A 17,160-nucleotide genomic window follows, 5' to 3' on the forward strand; every position below is an offset into this window, starting at 1 on the left:
CCATGACATTGCGTATCGCTATCACCCCAGGTGAACCGGCCGGCGTGGGTCCTGACTTACTGATTGCCTTAGTGCAACAGGAGTGGGACGCGCAATTGGTTGCCATTGCCGATGCGCAATTGCTACAACAGCGGGCCGCTACCCTGGGCCTGCCGCTGACCCTGATCCCCTTTGACGAACAGGCACAGGCGCAGCCAACCGCCGCCGGCACTCTGTTTTATCATCAGGTGGACTTACCGGTGGAAGCCATCCCTGGTCAGTTGGATGAGCAAAATGGCGAGTATGTGCTCGACACCCTGCGCATTGCCTGTGAAAAAAATATGGATGGCACCTTCGATGCCGTGGTCACAGGCCCGGTGCATAAGGGCATTATCAATAAGGCTGGCATTTCCTTTAGCGGTCATACCGAATACTTCGCCCAGCAATCCAACACCCCGGATGTGGTGATGATGCTGGCCACCGAAGGTCTACGAGTGGCCTTAGTGACCACACATATTCCCCTGGCCTATGTGTCCAAAGCCATTACCCCAGAGCGTCTGGCCAAGGTCATTGGCATTTTAGATCACGATTTGCGCACCAAGTTCGCCATCGAACAGCCGCGTATTTTAGTTTGTGGTTTAAACCCGCACGCCGGTGAAGGCGGACATTTGGGGCGCGAAGAAATCGAGGTCATGACCCCTACCCTTGAGGCCCTTAATAACCAAGGCATGCACCTGATTGGCCCACTGCCCGCAGATACCCTGTTTCAGGATAAATATCTCAATGAAGCGGATGCAGTACTGGCTATGTATCACGATCAGGGGCTACCTGTGTTAAAATATAAGGGTTTTGGAAATTCAGTAAATATCACCCTTGGCCTTCCCTTTATTCGGACCTCCGTCGATCATGGTACAGCCCTTGATCTGGCGGCCAGCGGCCAAGCAGATGCCGGCAGTTTCCGCGTCGCCTTGAGCGAAGCAATAAAACTGGCGAGCAAAAAAGCGCAGAGACAATGACAGATAAAGTACACTTAGGGCACCGAGCGAGAAAACGCTTCGGGCAAAACTTCCTCAATGATGACACCATTATTGATAAAATCGTAACCGCTATCGACCCACGTGTGGGCGATAATCTGGTGGAGATAGGCCCTGGTCTGGGCGCGATCACCGAGCCGGTCACCGAGCTGACCGACCACCTTACGGTAGTTGAACTTGATAAAGACCTGGCCGAGCGCCTTATTCATCACCCCTTTATGGCACCGAAATTGACAGTGCATCAGGGTGATGCAATGAAGTTCGATTTTTCGAGCTTGCTTAAAGGTGACAAGAAGCTCAAGATTTTCGGCAACCTGCCATACAATGTATCTACCCCTTTGTTATTCCACTTATTTGAATACGTGGATGACGTTGAACACATGCACTTTATGCTGCAAAAAGAAGTAGTTAACCGCATGGTTGCATCACCGGGCAGCAAAGCATTTGGTCGCTTAAGTGTTATGACTCAATACTACTGCCATGCGATTCCAGTGATTGAGGTGCCACCAACCTGCTTCAAGCCAGCTCCTAAAGTTGACTCTGCGGTAGTAAGACTGGTGCCAAAAAATCCAGAACAACGCACCGCAAAAAGCACCAAGTTGCTTAATACCGTGTGTTTGGAAGCCTTTAATCAGCGTCGTAAAACCTTACGCAACAGCCTGGCTAACCTGCTTGATGCCGAGCAGCTAGAAGCCTTGGGCGTAGACCCGACTGTGCGCGCGGAAAGTTTAACGCTACAGCAGTTTATCGATATCGCGAATTGGCTATATGACAACCAGCAGTAACTCAGAGTCGGCCATTAAAGTCATGGTGGAGACCTTCTATGTCGAGGGTCAATCCGAGCCTGAGCATGACAAATATGTGTTTGCCTACAATATCACCATCAAAAACCACAGCCTGAGCAGCGCCCAGCTGCTTAGTCGCTACTGGCTGATCACCGATGCCAATGGCAAGGAAGTTGAGGTCGAAGGCGATGGCGTAGTCGGCGAGCAACCGACCATAGGCCCGGGCGAAAGCTATAGCTACACCAGCGGCGCCGTATTAGACACGCCGGTGGGCACCATGCAGGGCTATTATGTGATGCGCAGTGAGTTCGGCAACGAATTCCAGGCGCCTATCGATGTGTTCCGTCTTAGTTGCCCGAATATTCTGCACTAAGCCATGGCTCAGTATGCAGTTGGCGACATCCAGGGTTGCTATCAGGAATTAGATGCGCTGCTTAAGCGCATCGACTTCAACCCCAGTAAAGATCACCTCTATTGCGTTGGCGATATAGTCGCTCGGGGCCCGGACTCCCTCGCCTGTCTGCGACGCCTGCACACTATGGAGCATGCCGTTAGCATTACCTTGGGTAATCACGACCTGCACCTGCTTGCCACCCTAGCCTTGGGAAAAGAAGCCAACCCAAAGGATAAGCTTGCAGCCCTGTTAACGGCACCGGATTGTCCTCAGCTGCTTGCCTTCTTACAGCGCCAACCTTTGGCCATCTGGCTGGAAAAGCGCCGTATGCTGATAAGCCATGCTGGCCTGTCGCCGCAGTGGTCGCTGAGCCAGGCGCTGCAACAAGCCCGTGTTGCCGAGCAATGCTACCAAGGTGAAGACGCCGCCTACTATTTTGCGCGCATGTATCAAAATGCACCAAGCCAATGGCATGAGGCACAAAGCAAGGTGGAGAAGTTTATCTACACCATCAATGCCTTTACCCGCATGCGTTTCGTTGACAAGCAAGGCGCGCTGAATCTCAGCGACAAGGGTGCACCGAATCAAAATGGCTCGCTTATTCCTTGGTTTAACCACCCTAATCGCGGCCAGGAGGACTTTGATATTGTCTTTGGTCACTGGGCGGCGCTCGAAGGCCATACCGGTATAGACCATATTCACGCCTTGGACACTGGCTGTGTCTGGGGTGGCAGCATGACGGCTATGAATCTGAAAACTAAAAACAAAGTATCTATCCCCGCCCACCTTTGAAACACAGCCTGTCAGGCTCTGTGCTACTTTTTTCCACACATCGCCTTTGTTGTCGCATTGGATATTTATTTGCTACAGTCATTTCTCTGCCAAGGAGGAAAATATCCATGAAAAACAAGCTTATTGCGTTAATGATGACGCTGGCGCCCCTAAGTACTCTGGCCAGCACTACAGTGCTGTACAACGCCAAGGGTTATACCCCAACTCAGGATGGTGAGCTCACCCGCTTTAGTACCCTGGTAATTGAAGATGGACGTGTACTTAATCACGGCGATCAGCAGCTCGCCAAAAGCTATCCCGATGCCAAGCGCATAGACGCCCAAGGCAAGGTGCTGCTGCCTGGGTTAATCGATGCCCATGGCCATGTTATTGGCCTAGGCCAAAACCTGATGCGCTTGGATTTACGCGATACCCAGTCGGTGGAACACATTGGTGAGAAGCTAAAAGCCTTTGCGGCGCAATCAAAGCAAGAGTGGATTATCGGCCGTGGCTGGAACCAGGAGAACTGGCCAACAAAACGCTTTGCCACGGCGGCAGACTTGGATAAATATGTCAGTGACCGCCCTGTGGTACTGACGCGCATCGACGGTCATGCCATCTGGGTTAATACCAAGGCCATGGAGCTTGCGGGCTTTAAGGGCTCGGAGCAAAATCCGGAAGGCGGCGAAATCATTCGTAACAGCCAGGGACAAGCAACCGGGGTGTTTATTGATAAGGCGGAAAACCTGATCAATGCCCATATTCCCAAGGCCGATTTCCAGGCTCTCTCCACCGCCCTGGATAAGGCTGGTGCACATTTACTCAGCCTGGGTATTACCAGCACCCATGACGCCGGCATAAGCAAAGACACCTGGCAGCTTTATCACCAGCGCGCCGAACAAAAGAACCTGCCGCTGCGCATCTATGCCATGCTCAGTGCCGCCGACCCTCAGCTGTTAAGCATGCTTAAGGCCGGCAAAATCGACGATGCCAACGACATGCTCTCCATTCGCAGTGTTAAGGTCTACGCCGATGGCGCTTTAGGCTCCCGCGGTGCCGCCCTGCTTGATGAATATGCCGATCGCAAGGGGCATCACGGCCTGATGCTGGAAAGCCAGGCGCAGTTAGAAGAAATCTTTAAAACCTGTTTTACCCATGGTTTTGCGGCGCACACCCATGCCATAGGCGATCGCGCCAACCGCGATGTGCTCAATGCCTATGAAAACGTGTTTAAAAGCACTGGCGGCAAATTACTACGCAATCGCATCGAGCATGCGCAAATCGTTGCGCCAAGCGACATCCCTCGCTTTAAGGAGCTGGCAATCATTCCCTCCATGCAGCCAGTACATGCCACCTCGGATATGCATATGGCCGAATTGCGCCTAAACGAGCAGCAACTAAGTGGCGCCTATGCCTGGCAAACGTTTTTAGCCCAGGGCTCTAAGGTCGCCGCTGGTTCGGATTTCCCGGTGGAGCTGGCAAACCCCTTCCATGGTCTGTACAGCGCTATTACCCGCCAGGATCATAACGGCCAACCGCAAGAAGGCTGGCGCCCACAGGAACTATTAACCCGAGAGCAGGCACTGCGCGCTTTTACCTTGGATGCAGCCTATAGTGCCCAACAGGAATTTAAACTGGGTAGTTTGGAAAAAGGTAAATGGGCCGACTTTATACTGATCGACACAGATATTATGACCGCCCCGGTGCAGGACATTTGGCAGACTCAGGTATTAGAAACCTGGCTTGGCGGTGAACAGCGATACAGCCGACAAGATTAAAGCAACAGGGTTTTAAACATCGCTGATAGTGGAAGAAGTGACAAGTAGCCTAGAGGCAAATTAGCCTAAATATTCTCACGCCATTTGTCCTCTTCTTCGCTTTACGTTAGCATTAGAAATCGCTGTGAGAGCAAGGATTCGCATGCACCACAGGGCGATTACAGAGGATAAAAAGGTCAATTTGCACACGGGTAATAAACCGACAGTTAACACGGGAACCGTTATGCTAAGGAACAACCCGATTTAAACGTGCAAATTGACATAAAAGTAGCTAGACCTTAATGCTAGCGTCATACGGTTGTAACAAAAAGGACAATTGTCCCAGCAGGCTTTAAGAATGTTTCAGTATCATTTTTCGACGGATCTCGTTGAGCAACTTCTAAATTATGCCGGTACTTATTACCAGCAGGAGAAAAAAGAAGTCTTACTGCATCAGGACCAACCGCTACAAAAGCTAGTCTTGGTGCGCAGTGGTACTGTGTCTTTTAGTTATGATGTGGGCAATGGCCGCCGCTTGTTGCTAGGCCAGCTTGATTGTAACAACACCTTGATCGGCGAAATCGAAGCCTTGAATAACCAGCCCTGCATTTATACCGTTACCTGCTTTAGCGATGTCAGTTACAACCTGATTGAACTAAAGCACTGGCGCCAGGTGCTTTTGGCCAACCCGCAACTCAGCCTTTATACGGCGCAAACCATTGCCGCCAAATTTCAGGAAAACCAAAAGGTTAACCTGGATAAGCTGTTGCTGCCCCTAAGTTATAATATCGCCAAGGATTGCCTGATGCGGGCTCAGAATACCAATCCCACGCTGCTGCGTGCCTACCCGACGGTGAGCGCCGAGGCGGAGCGTTTCGCCACCACAGAGCGTGCCTATCGCCGGGTGGTAACCGAGCTGGTCGATAAGGGCCTGATAGTACGTTCAAAGGAAGGCTTACAGGCCATCGATATTCCGGCTCTCTCGGCCTTTGTCGATAGCTTTATCTAATACCAATTCACTTAAATAGCTAATCATTCTAGCGGGCTAAATATCATGCTCACATACTTAACAGAATTGGTATAAGCATAAAAAAGCAGCCTAGGCTGCTTTTTATTTCACTGTCTATTACACAAACAGGTCTTTAATGTTGGCAAGGTCGGATTTACCTTCTTGCAACTCTTCTGGCGTCAATCCCGACAACTCGTGCGGGAACACCAACCACTCGTCCGAGTCATGGATGTAATAATCCGGCTTCATCGGCACCTTGGTATTCTTCGGCTTGTAATAAGGACAAGCAACGCGAATATCTTGAGGCAGGTTTAAACGCATGAGTTCAGCCAGCTTTTCTTTTAGCGCATAGATGCTGCGGCCCGAGTCGAATACATCATCAACGATCAACAAGGAGTTATCGGCATTGGCATTTTCGATAATGTAATGCAAACCGTGTACCTTGATCTCTTTCGACTGCTTGCCGATACCATAGTATGACGATGTACGTACTGAGATATGATCTGTGTCTATGCCCTTGTAGTCATAGTACTCTTGCACGGCGATACCTATAGGTGCGCCGCCACGCCAAATACCAATGATGAAATCGGGTCGAAAGCCATCTTCATAGACTTGTGCTGCAACGCGGAACGAATCTTCCAGCAACTGTTGCGCGGTAATATAACGCTTATCTGACATAGGAGTGCCCCTAATAATTAAATGGCGATAGTGCCAGCATATTGCACTCTGCCGCCATGATCTTGAAAGACTAAAGGCGGCAGATTCTAACGTATTTATGGAACAAATGCTCTAGGGGATTACCCTTGGCCTTCATTTTGTTCCGTATCTGGCTGATGCTCGGGTAACAACAGATTAAGCACTATGCCAAAGATGGCACAGAGGCTTACCCCTTGCAGGGCAAATTCGTTGCCGCCGATCTGCATGCCGCCGATACCAAAAACCAAGATCAAGGCGATGATCACCAGGTTGCGTGGTGCGCTCACATCCAAATCCGCCTTCATCAGGGTTTTTAAACCTACCACGGCAATGGAGCCGAACAGCAAGATCATAATGCCGCCCATTACGGGCACGGGAATGCTCTGTAAACCGGCGCCCATCTTGCCGATAAAAGCCAATACCACGGCGATTATAGCGGTCCAGGTCATCACCCTTGGATTAAAGTTTTTCGTCAGCATCACAGCACCTGTCACTTCCGAATAGGTGGTATTCGGTGGTCCACCAACACTGGCCGCCAAGGTGGTGGCTACGCCATCACCCATTAAGGTGCGATGTAAACCAGGCTTTTTCAAAAAGTCCTTACCGGTGACATTGCTGATCGCCATCATGTCACCAATATGCTCAATGGCCGGCGCCACGGCGACCGGGATCATAAAAGCAATAGCCTGCCACTTGAATTCCGGTGCGCTAAACGCAGGTGCTGCAAGCCAGCTGGCTTGTTGTACCGCGCTAAAGTCGACCACGCCAAATGCCAGGGCACACAGATACCCGGTCAAAACCCCAGCCAAAATAGGCACCAAACGCCAAATACCACCGCCGAATACGGAAACGACCAAGGTAGCAACGAGCGCCGACATGGAGATCCACACCGCATCATAGTAGGCAACCAGCTGTGCCGTGCCATCGCCGCTTTTACCCATGGCCATATTTACCGCCACAGGCGCCAAGGCCAGACCTATCACCATGATCACAGGACCCACCACCACAGGCGGCAACACCTTATGCAGCATATCCGTGCCTTTTAAGCGCACCATCAAGGCCAACAGCATATAAGCGCCACCGGCGGCCATCAGCGCGCCCATGGTAGCCGCACTGCCATAGAGCTGATTACAGGCAATAATAGGAGCGATAAAAGCAAAGGATGAAGCCAGGAACACAGGTACCTGGCCACGGGTGATCCATTGAAATGCCAAGGTGCCAAGGCCAGCGGTAAAGAGCGCAACATTGGCATCCAGCCCGGTTAACAAGGGCACTAAAACCAGGGCTCCAAAGGCGACAAACAGCATTTGCGCGCCGGTTAGCATGGTTTTAGGAGATAGAAATGCGCCATTAAACGGTACCGAAGATCTTATCGCCGGCATCGCCCAATCCTGGCACTATGTATCCTTTTTCATTTAGGTGGCTATCCAGTGACGCGGTGTAAATATCCACATCCGGATGCGCTGCCAAGGTTTTGTCTATGCCTTCCGGCGCGGCTACCAATACGATCACCTTGATCTGGGTACAACCCGCTTTTTTTAGCATATCCAGGGTCGCTATCATAGAACCACCGGTGGCCAGCATAGGATCGATAACCAGGCTTAAACGCTCATCAATATTACCTACCAGCTTTTCAAAGTAAGGAACTGGCTCCAGGGTTTCTTCGTTACGCTCAAGGCCAACAACGCTGACCTTGGCGCCCGGGATCAAGTGCATAACACCGTCAAGCATCCCTAGGCCGGCACGTAAAATTGGCACTACGGTAATCTTCTTCCCTTTAATACTTTTTACGGTTAGCTCATTTCCCTGCCAACCTGTGATTGTGGTATCCGCCAGCTCAAGTGTTTTCGTTGCTTCATAGGTAAGTAGCGTACCTACTTCCGAAGCCAGCTCGCGAAAGCTCTTGGTGCTGATGCCTTGCTGACGCATTAAACCAAGTTTGTGTTGTACTAAAGGGTGATCAATTACGTGAATTGCCATAGAAAGACCTAGTTGGAAAAATTTGCGCTATTTTAACCAGTATAGGGCCTGAACTGAATTAGATTTAAAATCAAAAACAAAAAAACCACGATAATAATCGTGGTTTTTGAGCTTTTTAGCGATTTTTACATCACTAACACGAAGGCAATGGGTGTTATAGACCTGCGTGTTCTTTTAGCACGGCGATAAGTGGCGAGTCACCATAGCCATTGCTTGTTGCCCAGTTAAGATCGGCACCATCTTCAAGTACGCTTTTAGGCAAGCTCTTGATAATGTATTCACCCGTATCTACTGCCTGACTGGCCACCGCATGGCGCACCAGGTTATTGCCGCCACATTGCACGCGTTCACTGATATCGCGCAGCTTAACACGCGCACTGAGCAAGGTTTTACGCAGGCGATGTTTATCATTGGCGGCTATGTATTCACAGATGCTCACGGCGAGACTATCGTTGGCACTAACGGGCGCACTATAGAATAACGGAGTGGCCAATATAACCATTGCGATAGCCCCAGATAAAAGTTTAATTTGCTGCATTATTAACACTTTTCTATCACAAATAAGACAAATAGTTTACCAATCGAGACCTGTTTTAGCAAACGGCTCACTCTGCTTTACGCAGTGTGACAAACTCGTAATCGTGTGGATTCGCCTCATCCTTAACATGTTGCTCGCGGGCGATACAGCGCCAAGGGCCCACAGCTTCGTAGTCCGGAAAGCAGGTGTCGCCGGCCACATCCAAATCAATAAAGGTTAAATACAGGGTATGGCACAGTGGTAAACATTGGCTGTAGATATTACCGCCGCCGATAATCATCACCTCTTCAACCCCTTCTACCAGGCTTAGCGCCTGTTCAACCGAAGTTGCCGTTTCGGCGCCGGCAAATTGATAGTCGCCATTGCGGCTGATCACTATATTTCGGCGTCCGGGCAGGGCTCGACCGATGGACTCCAGGGTTTTGCGGCCCATAATCACGGGTTTGCCTAGAGTCACTTGTTTAAAATGCTTTAAATCGGCGGGTAAATGCCAGGGCATGTCATTGTCTTTGCCTATCACCCTATTATGGGCCATCGCCGCTATCATGGAGATTTTCACTGCTGATTCCTTTACTTCACTCATAAAAAAGGGCGCAAGCGCCCTTTAGGTAATCAATTAACGTTCGTAGATAACTTCGACATCATAGTCGTCGTCATCCCAATCGTCCCAATCATCATCGTCATTGTCGTTCACTTTATTTTTGGTTGCATGACGGTGATAAGTGTCCCACTTAAACTCGACTTCTTCTGTCTCTTGTTGCTGCTGCTCGAACTTATCTTTCGGCATAGACTCAAGCAACTGCATGATATCCTGACACAGTTCCTGCGTATTCAGTTTACTCGCGGCACTGATTTTATAGATATCCTGCTCAACACCCATCTCTTCGGCGATACGGGCGCAAGTTTCTTCAACTTCATCTTCCGGTAGCAGATCGATTTTATTGAAGACCAACCAACGTGGTTTATCGGCCAGTTTAGGGCTGTACTGATGCAGTTCATTGATAATGGCAAAGGCATTATCAACCGGATCAGAACCATCGATCGGCAGCACATCGATAACATGTAACAACACACGACAACGCTCTAGGTGCTTTAAGAAGCGAATACCCAAGCCGGCACCATCGGATGCACCTTCGATAAGACCCGGGATATCGGCAATTACAAATGATTGACCCGAAGCCGGACGCACCACACCCAGGTTTGGCACCAAGGTGGTAAACGGATAATCGGCAACCTTAGGTTTAGCCGCCGATACGCTGCGAATAAAGGTCGACTTACCGGCGTTGGGTAGGCCTAACAAGCCCACATCGGCAAGCAGCATAAGCTCCAGCTTAAGGTTACGCACCTCTCCCGGTGTGCCTAAGGTCTTCTGACGAGGCGCACGGTTGGTACTGGACTTAAAGCGGGTATTACCTAAGCCGTGGAAACCGCCCTTAGCAACGATCAACTTCTGCCCATGCTTGGTTAGATCGCCCAGAGATTCTTCGGTATCAACGTCGGTTACTCGGGTACCAACTGGCACCTTTAAGATTAGATCTGTGCCCTTCTTACCGGTACAGTTACGGCTTTGGCCATTGGTACCGCGTTCGGCGCGATGGAAGCGCTCGAATTGGTAGTCGATCAGGGTATTGAGGTTCTCATCGGCCTCAAGGTAGACACTGCCGCCGTCACCGCCATCGCCGCCATCCGGGCCGCCATCGGGTACGTATTTTTCGCGGCGAAAGGAGACTACGCCACTGCCGCCGTCGCCAGCTTCTGCGCGGATTTCGACTTCATCAACAAATTTCATGATTTTTCACTTAGCGGATCTGCGATTGAATGTTTCTATTATATCAATTGCTTTTGATTAATGCTCATTAACAATAGGCTTAGATAAGAGAACCTGGCCTTATTTGCAATTGAAAACAAAAAACCCCGCAAGAGCGGGGTTTTTCAGTAAGTCTGTAAGCTGATTATTCAGCTACGATGCTCACGTATTTACGGCCTAGTGGACCTTTTTGTTCAAACTGAACTTTACCATTTGCAGTTGCAAATAGAGTGTGGTCTTTACCCATGCCTACGTTTGAGCCAGCGTGGAACTTAGTACCACGTTGACGAACAATGATGTTACCCGCTAGTACAGATTCACCACCGAAACGCTTAACACCTAGGCGTTTGCTTTCTGAATCACGACCGTTACGAGTACTACCAGCTGCCTTCTTATGTGCCATCTTTCTGTACCTCTAAATTAAGCGCTAATGCCAGTGATTTTAACTTCAGTGAACCACTGACGGTGGCCCATCTGCTTACGAGAATGCTTACGACGTCTAAATTTAACAATCTTCACTTTCTCGCCACGACCGTGAGAAACAACCTCAGCTGTAACTTTACCACCGTTTACGAACGGGGTACCGATCTCGATTTTCTCACCATTAGCAACTAAAAGTACTGTGTCAAATTCAACTGCTGCACCAGTTTCAACGTCTAGCTTCTCTAGACGAATCGTTTGACCTTCAGTCACACGGTGCTGTTTACCACCACTTTGGAAAACCGCGTACATAATTAACTCCGTCTGTGCGCCCTCAAATCGACGCAACTAAATATTCTTCAATAGGGCGCGAAGTCTACGCTAAAACACCCTTCTTGACAAGCGTCTTTTTCAATAAATTATTTGAAAAAATGGCGCCGATGAGGACATGAAAAAAATTTTCCCTATTCTATCTTTTTTTACTCGCTTGCCAAGCGTATTAGGCACTTTTTAAGCAATTAATTTGCCTTTATTGATTTTTTTGCTACTGGGCCAAGAAAAACTTCCCTTTATGGGGAAAGTGTCGAGCTGAAGCTAAAATTAATGTACAATTCTCGGCGCATTTCCCCGGACAAACGATGTGGCACGGAGTTAAATGGATATAAAGGCTATCCAGACGCTTATCGCTGACGATATGAACAGCGTCAACCAGTTAATATATGCGCAGATGCAATCAGATGTTGCTCTGGTCAATCAACTTGGCCTCTATATAGTCAACAGCGGTGGCAAGCGAGTCAGACCTATGCTGGCTTTGTTGGCAGCACGCGCACTGGGCTATCAGGGTGATAAACACATCACCTTAGCAACCATAGTGGAGTTTATTCACACCGCAACCCTATTGCATGACGACGTGGTCGACGAATCGGCGCTACGCCGCGGCGAACCGACGGCCAATGCCGAGTTTGGCAATGCCGCCAGCGTCTTAGTGGGCGACTTTATCTATACCCGCTCCTTCCAGTTGATGGTTGGCCTAGGTCAAATTCGGATCATGGATATCCTCGCCGATGCCACCAATGTCATCGCCGAAGGGGAAGTACTGCAGTTGATGAACTGCAACGATCCAGATACCACAGAAAAGAGCTATATGCAGGTGATCTACTCAAAAACAGCCAAGCTGTTCGAGGCTGCGACTCAGTTAGCCGCGGTGATCACAGAGCAAGACTCTCAGGTTGAAGAAGCCATGCGCCTGTATGGTATGCACCTGGGCACGGCTTTCCAATTAGTAGACGATGTGCTGGATTACAGCGCCGATGCCGAAACTCTAGGTAAAAACATAGGTGACGACCTTGCCGAAGGTAAGCCGACACTCCCGCTTATCTATGCCATGTCCAAAGCCGAGCCAGCTCAGGTTGAGCAAATTCGTACCGCCATAGAGCAAGGCAACGGTCTGGAGTACCTTGACGACATTCTTACCACCCTGGCACAAACTCAGGCCCTGGAATTCACCATGGAGCGCGCCCAGCAAGAAGCGGATAAGGCCATTGCCGCACTCGAGTTTTTACCCGCCAGCGCCTTTAAAGACGCCCTGGTGGCACTCGCTAATATCGCGGTTAAACGGGATCACTAAATATAAATAGCGGTGAACAGAACGCACAAAAAAGGCCAGCATTTGCTGGCCTTTTCCGTTACTGTCTTGAGCACATTATGCCATGGCATTTTGTAGCTTCTTCATCGCGCTTTTCTCAAGCTGACGAACACGCTCTGCAGAAACCTGATACTTTTCAGCCAGCTCTTGCAAAGTCGCCTTTTCATCCGCTAACCAACGCGACGACACTATATCCTGTGAACGCTCATCCAGAGTTTTCAACGCTGAGAAGAGTCGTGTATGTGACTGCTCTTGCCACTGCTCCTGCTCCACCGACTCGGCTAAATCTGAGCTGTTGTCGGTCAGGTACTGAACCGGCGAGTAGGTTTGGCCAACGCTGTTATCGTCTTCATCGTTGGTCAAGTCAAAGCCCATATCCTGGCCGCTCATACGCGACTCCATCTCACGGACTTCTTTTTCACTCACGCCCAGCTCATTAGCAACCGTGGTCACTTCTTCTTGGTTGAACCAACCAAGACGTTTTTTATTCTTACGCAGGTTAAAGAACAATTTGCGCTGTGCTTTAGTGGTAGCCACCTTAACGATACGCCAGTTCTTTAATACATATTCGTGAATTTCGGCCTTAATCCAATGCACGGCAAATGATACCAAGCGTACGCCAACCGTTGGGTCGAAACGTTTTACCGCCTTCATCAGGCCAATATTGCCTTCTTGAATCAGATCCGCCTGCGGCAAACCGTAGCCACTGTAACTTTTAGCAATATGAGCCACAAAACGCAGATGCGACATGATCAACTGCTTAGCAGCACTTAGGTCACCCTCATCCTGAAGCCTGGTTGCCAAACGGCGTTCTTCCTCGGCCTCGAGCATGGGAATGGTGCTAACAGCCTGCAAATATCCTTCGATGCTCGCGCTTTGTTGGCTTACCGGTAATGCAAGTGCATTTAAATTTGTGCTCATTATTCACCTCGGATGATAAATCTTCATCTAAATTTAGCACTCTTTTAGCGAGAGTGCTAAAGCATTGTAACCTTTGACTGCGCGCTTATCAAGAAGTTCTCAAAGATCATAAATCACAAGATAACCAACTGTTTTTATTGATAAAAACCGATAATTTAGCGACTTTGAAATATGACAATTTGATAACAACTTAAGTTCTAACGAGAAAAATCTAGCGTGCTGGCAGTGAACATTGAGTGAACTTTAGCAGTCGTTAGCCGGCTTAACAACCATGGCTAACGACTACAGGAGTGATTAAACCTTATCCGGTTCGATTTCTTTAATATAGCGGCGTACCGACAGATAAGAGCCGCTAAAGCCAAGGACCACGGCCAGGCCAATAAGGGTAATAAACTCATCGGCGCTGAGTCCTTGCAATATAAAGCTGGATTGATAGATGCCGGTCACCTGCGCCACCGCCGACTCCAACCACCACATCATTAACAGGTTACAGATCAGCGCCACAAAACCACCTATGACCCCATACCAGATACCGGTCCATAAAAAGGGTGCCTGGATAAAGCCATTCGTTGCACCGACCAGCTTCATTACCTGAATTTCGCTGCGTTTGTCCATAATAGACAGGCGAATGGTGTTGCCTATGATCAAGATCACCGAGGTCAGCAATAATATGGCTATGGTGATCACGCTTTCCTTGAGCAGATTTAAAATGGAATTGAGTCTTTCCAACCACTCTATATCCAGCTTACCAAAGTCGACCTCGCGCTCCTGCTGCAACTTATTTAGCAGAGCTTTTGCCGCCTGCGGCTGGCGATGTCGTTCTGTGGGGGTAACCAGGACCACATCGGGAAGCGGATTGGCATCGAGATAATCCAGGGCATTGGCAAAACCCGATACCTGTTTAAACTCATCCAGAGCCTGGGTCTTGCTGATATAGCGTACTTCTTCCACTTCACTGAATAACGCCAGGCGCTTTACCAGGGTTTGCACCTGTTGCGCCGACATATCCTGCTTTACAAACAAGGATATTTCCGCGGCATTCTCAAAGCCACTGCTAACTTTTTGCACATTTTTTACCACCAGGTATAAGGTGGAGGGCAAGGTCAGACTTAGACCCAGCACCAAGATGGTCATCATGGATGCCGCCGGTGTCCGCCACATTTCACCCAGGCTCTGTACGCCCTGGCGAATAGTATTAAAGAGGCCAAAATACCAACGGGTAAAAAAGGAATGACCCTTGCGCTGATACTCGGTTTTGCGACCTTTAAACAATAAACTCATAATGCCGCCTCCGGCGCTAAGGGATCGTTCAGCAGGCGACCGTTTTTCAACGTTAGGCTGCGGTACTTCATACGCGCGATAAGACCGAGATCATGGGTGGCTATCAGCACCGAGGTGCCATGCTTATTAAAGTCTTCAAAGAGTTTAAGGATTTCCATGGAGAGTTCCGGATCCAGGTTACCGGTCGGCTCATCGGCCAGCAAGATAGGCGGTGAATTCACTATTGCACGGGCAATACCCACTCGCTGCTGCTCACCACCTGATAAGGTCAGAGGGTTACAACGGGCCTTATCCCCTAACCCTACTTTTTCCAGTGCCGCCGACACCCGCTTTTCAATTTGTTTGCGATGCGCACCTTCAATCACCAATGGCAAGGCGACGTTATCAAACACTGAATATCTGTCTAATAAACGGTGATTCTGGAAAATAATGCCGATATCCCGGCGCACATAAGGGACTTGGCTTTGCTTAATGGCACCAAGATCAACGCCGTTAATGGCCACACTGCCCACTGAGGGGCGTTCCATCAGGCTGATCAGCTTTAACAAGGTGCTTTTGCCGGCACCACTGTGACCGGTTAAAAAGGCAAGCTCTCCCTTCTTTATATGAAAGCTTACCTTCTCAAGGGCTAAGTGGCCGCCGGGATAGGTTTTACTCACATCTTGGAATTTTATCATTATTATTATGTCCCAATTTGTACTAGCAGCGATCGCTAGCTGTTATTGCTCACCGCTAAAGAGTGCCTCAATAAAGTCATTGCTGTTAAAGGTACGAAGGTCGTCAATGCCCTCGCCCACACCTATATAACGAATCGGTGTTTTAAACTGATCGGCAATAGCGAAGATCACCCCACCCTTGGCGGTGCCGTCAAGCTTGGTCAGCGTAATACCGGTTAGGCCTACCGCCTGGTCAAATAGCTTCACCTGACTGATGGCATTTTGGCCCGTACCCGCATCTATGGTCAACATCACTTCATGAGGTGCATCGGCATCGATTTTCTTCATTACACGAGCAATTTTTTCCAGCTCTTGCATCAGGTTATCTTTATTCTGCAAGCGTCCGGCGGTATCGGCGATAAGCACATCAATATTACGGGCCTTAGCGGCCTGGAAGGCATCGAAGACCACAGAGGCACTGTCGGCTCCCGTGTGCTGGGCAATCACTGGAATTTCATTGCGCTCACCCCACACCTGCAACTGCTCAACGGCGGCGGCACGGAAGGTATCACCGGCGGCCAGCATCACGGATTTACCCTGCTGCTGATACTGTTTTGCCAGCTTGCCTATGGTGGTAGTTTTACCCACGCCATTGACACCCACCATAAGGATCACAAAGGGGCCGTCTTTCTTATCTAGATCTAGAGGTTGTTCGGCGCTGGCCAGCATATCGGCCATTTCCTGCTTCAATAATTCATACAGGGCGTCACCGTCTTTAAGCTGTTTACGGTCAGCGGCATCGGTCAGGTTATCAATCAGTTTAACCGTGGTATCCACACCCACATCCGCAGTAAGCAGCTGGGTTTCCAGCTCTTCAAACAGCTCGTCATCGATTTTCTTACCGGCGAATAAGGACGCAAAGCCAGAGCCGATATTCGACTTGGTTTTTAATAGGCCTTTTTTCAGACGAGAGAAAAAGCCCGTCTTTTTCGGCTCTTCAGCCTCTTGCTCTGCGGCTTCTTTTTCCGCTTGCTCTTTGGCAAGGCGTTCTTGTTCTTCTTGCTCTTTAGCTAGTTGGGCTTCCTCTGCTAAGCGGACTTCCTCTTCACGCTCTTGGGCTAAACGAGCCTCTTCTGCTAATCGTTCCTGCTCGGCTAGCTGCTCGGCTAGCTGCTCGGCTTGTGCGCGGGCAGCTTCTTCCGCAGCGAGACGTTCCTGTTCTGCTTGCTCTTGAGCCGCTTGCTCAGCAGCCAGACGCTCCTGCTCTGCTTTCTCTTGAGCCGCTTGCTCGGCAGCCAGACGCTCCAGCTCTGCTTGCTCTTGAGCCGCTTGCTCGGCAGCCAGACGCTCCTGCTCTGCTTGCTCTTGAGCCGCTTGTTCGGCAGCCAGACGTTCTTGCTCTGCTTGCTCTTGAGCCGCTTGTTCGGCAGCCAGACGCTCCTGCTCTGCTTGCTCTTGAGCCGCTTGTTCGGCAGCCAGACGTTCTT

General features: G+C 49.7%; 19 protein-coding genes. 7 read left to right on the forward strand and 12 right to left on the reverse strand.

Translation table 11 applies throughout. From position 1 onward, the window contains the following. Positions 1-2: 2 nt before the first annotated feature. From pdxA to C2M34_RS02125, 6 genes are all read left to right on the forward strand, one after another. Positions 3-995 (forward strand): 4-hydroxythreonine-4-phosphate dehydrogenase PdxA, encoded by a 993-nt coding sequence (gene pdxA, locus C2M34_RS02100; protein WP_105199581.1) that lies wholly within the window; start codon positions 3-5, stop codon positions 993-995. Beyond that, positions 992-1,798, forward strand: a complete 807-nt coding sequence (rsmA, locus tag C2M34_RS02105) for a 16S rRNA (adenine(1518)-N(6)/adenine(1519)-N(6))-dimethyltransferase RsmA (protein ID WP_105199580.1) — start codon at positions 992-994, stop codon at positions 1,796-1,798. Before pdxA ends, rsmA begins: the two co-directional genes overlap by 4 nt. Beyond that, positions 1,782-2,171 (forward strand): Co2+/Mg2+ efflux protein ApaG, encoded by a 390-nt coding sequence (gene apaG / locus C2M34_RS02110; protein WP_105199579.1) that lies wholly within the window; start codon positions 1,782-1,784, stop codon positions 2,169-2,171. Before rsmA ends, apaG begins: the two co-directional genes overlap by 17 nt. 3 nt (positions 2,172-2,174) lie before the next feature. Next, complete coding sequence (locus C2M34_RS02115; RefSeq protein ID WP_105199578.1) at positions 2,175-2,984, forward strand: symmetrical bis(5'-nucleosyl)-tetraphosphatase; 810 nt, start codon at positions 2,175-2,177, stop codon at positions 2,982-2,984. Between the two features lie 107 nt (positions 2,985-3,091). Next, positions 3,092-4,741: an amidohydrolase gene (locus C2M34_RS02120; protein ID WP_105257948.1), complete on the forward strand. Its 1,650-nt coding sequence runs from the start codon at positions 3,092-3,094 to the stop codon at positions 4,739-4,741. Between the two features lie 337 nt (positions 4,742-5,078). Continuing rightward, positions 5,079-5,729: a Crp/Fnr family transcriptional regulator gene (locus C2M34_RS02125; protein WP_105199576.1), complete on the forward strand. Its 651-nt coding sequence runs from the start codon at positions 5,079-5,081 to the stop codon at positions 5,727-5,729. A 117-nt stretch (positions 5,730-5,846) separates the two neighbouring features. Here C2M34_RS02125 and C2M34_RS02130 read toward each other — a convergent pair whose 3' ends face one another. The 8 genes from C2M34_RS02130 to rplU all read right to left on the reverse strand — a co-directional run bounded on the left by C2M34_RS02130 (position 5,847) and on the right by rplU (position 11,482). Next, positions 5,847-6,407 (reverse strand): phosphoribosyltransferase, encoded by a 561-nt coding sequence (locus tag C2M34_RS02130; RefSeq protein ID WP_105213299.1) that lies wholly within the window; start codon positions 6,405-6,407, stop codon positions 5,847-5,849. A gap of 119 nt (positions 6,408-6,526) precedes the next feature. Next, a complete protein-coding gene (locus tag C2M34_RS02135) occupies positions 6,527-7,807 on the reverse strand; it encodes a uracil-xanthine permease family protein (protein ID WP_105257949.1) in 1,281 nt (426 codons plus the stop codon). Further along, positions 7,776-8,405: a uracil phosphoribosyltransferase gene (gene upp / locus C2M34_RS02140; protein WP_105199574.1), complete on the reverse strand. Its 630-nt coding sequence runs from the start codon at positions 8,403-8,405 to the stop codon at positions 7,776-7,778. Before upp ends, C2M34_RS02135 begins: the two co-directional genes overlap by 32 nt. A gap of 154 nt (positions 8,406-8,559) precedes the next feature. Continuing rightward, entirely contained in the window at positions 8,560-8,907 is a 348-nt protein-coding gene (locus C2M34_RS02145) for a DUF3718 domain-containing protein (RefSeq protein ID WP_105213503.1), read from the reverse strand. Between the two features lie 103 nt (positions 8,908-9,010). Continuing rightward, positions 9,011-9,502: a type 3 dihydrofolate reductase gene (gene folA / locus C2M34_RS02150; protein ID WP_442792777.1), complete on the reverse strand. Its 492-nt coding sequence runs from the start codon at positions 9,500-9,502 to the stop codon at positions 9,011-9,013. A 57-nt stretch (positions 9,503-9,559) separates the two neighbouring features. Then, positions 9,560-10,732: an Obg family GTPase CgtA gene (gene cgtA / locus C2M34_RS02155; RefSeq protein ID WP_105199573.1), complete on the reverse strand. Its 1,173-nt coding sequence runs from the start codon at positions 10,730-10,732 to the stop codon at positions 9,560-9,562. A gap of 163 nt (positions 10,733-10,895) precedes the next feature. Next, complete coding sequence (gene rpmA, locus C2M34_RS02160; protein ID WP_105199572.1) at positions 10,896-11,153, reverse strand: 50S ribosomal protein L27; 258 nt, start codon at positions 11,151-11,153, stop codon at positions 10,896-10,898. Positions 11,154-11,170: 17 nt separating this feature from the next. Next, positions 11,171-11,482 carry a 50S ribosomal protein L21 gene (gene rplU / locus C2M34_RS02165; protein WP_105199571.1) on the reverse strand — a complete coding sequence of 104 codons (312 nt, stop codon included), beginning with the start codon at positions 11,480-11,482 and terminating at the stop codon, positions 11,171-11,173. Between the two features lie 343 nt (positions 11,483-11,825). Between rplU and ispB the strand changes: the two genes are divergently transcribed. Then, a complete protein-coding gene (ispB, locus tag C2M34_RS02170; RefSeq protein ID WP_105257950.1) occupies positions 11,826-12,797 on the forward strand; it encodes an octaprenyl diphosphate synthase in 972 nt (323 codons plus the stop codon). 75 nt (positions 12,798-12,872) lie between these two features. Here the strand turns inward: ispB and rpoH are convergent, their stop codons facing one another. The 4 genes from rpoH to ftsY all read right to left on the reverse strand — a co-directional run. Beyond that, positions 12,873-13,736, reverse strand: a complete 864-nt coding sequence (rpoH, locus tag C2M34_RS02175; RefSeq protein WP_105199569.1) for an RNA polymerase sigma factor RpoH — start codon at positions 13,734-13,736, stop codon at positions 12,873-12,875. A 294-nt stretch (positions 13,737-14,030) separates the two neighbouring features. Continuing rightward, positions 14,031-15,017 carry a permease-like cell division protein FtsX gene (gene ftsX, locus C2M34_RS02180; RefSeq protein WP_105257951.1) on the reverse strand — a complete coding sequence of 329 codons (987 nt, stop codon included), beginning with the start codon at positions 15,015-15,017 and terminating at the stop codon, positions 14,031-14,033. Next, entirely contained in the window at positions 15,014-15,694 is a 681-nt protein-coding gene (ftsE, locus tag C2M34_RS02185) for a cell division ATP-binding protein FtsE (protein WP_105199567.1), read from the reverse strand. The genes ftsX and ftsE overlap by 4 nt, the downstream gene beginning before the upstream one ends. 42 nt (positions 15,695-15,736) lie before the next feature. Then, the coding region (gene ftsY, locus C2M34_RS02190; RefSeq protein ID WP_234398755.1) for a signal recognition particle-docking protein FtsY at positions 15,737-17,160 on the reverse strand (1,424 nt) is incomplete at its 5' end.

It is taken from the genome of Pseudoalteromonas sp. T1lg88 (assembly GCF_002964765.1).
Taxonomy (GTDB): Bacteria; Pseudomonadota; Gammaproteobacteria; order Enterobacterales; family Alteromonadaceae; genus Pseudoalteromonas.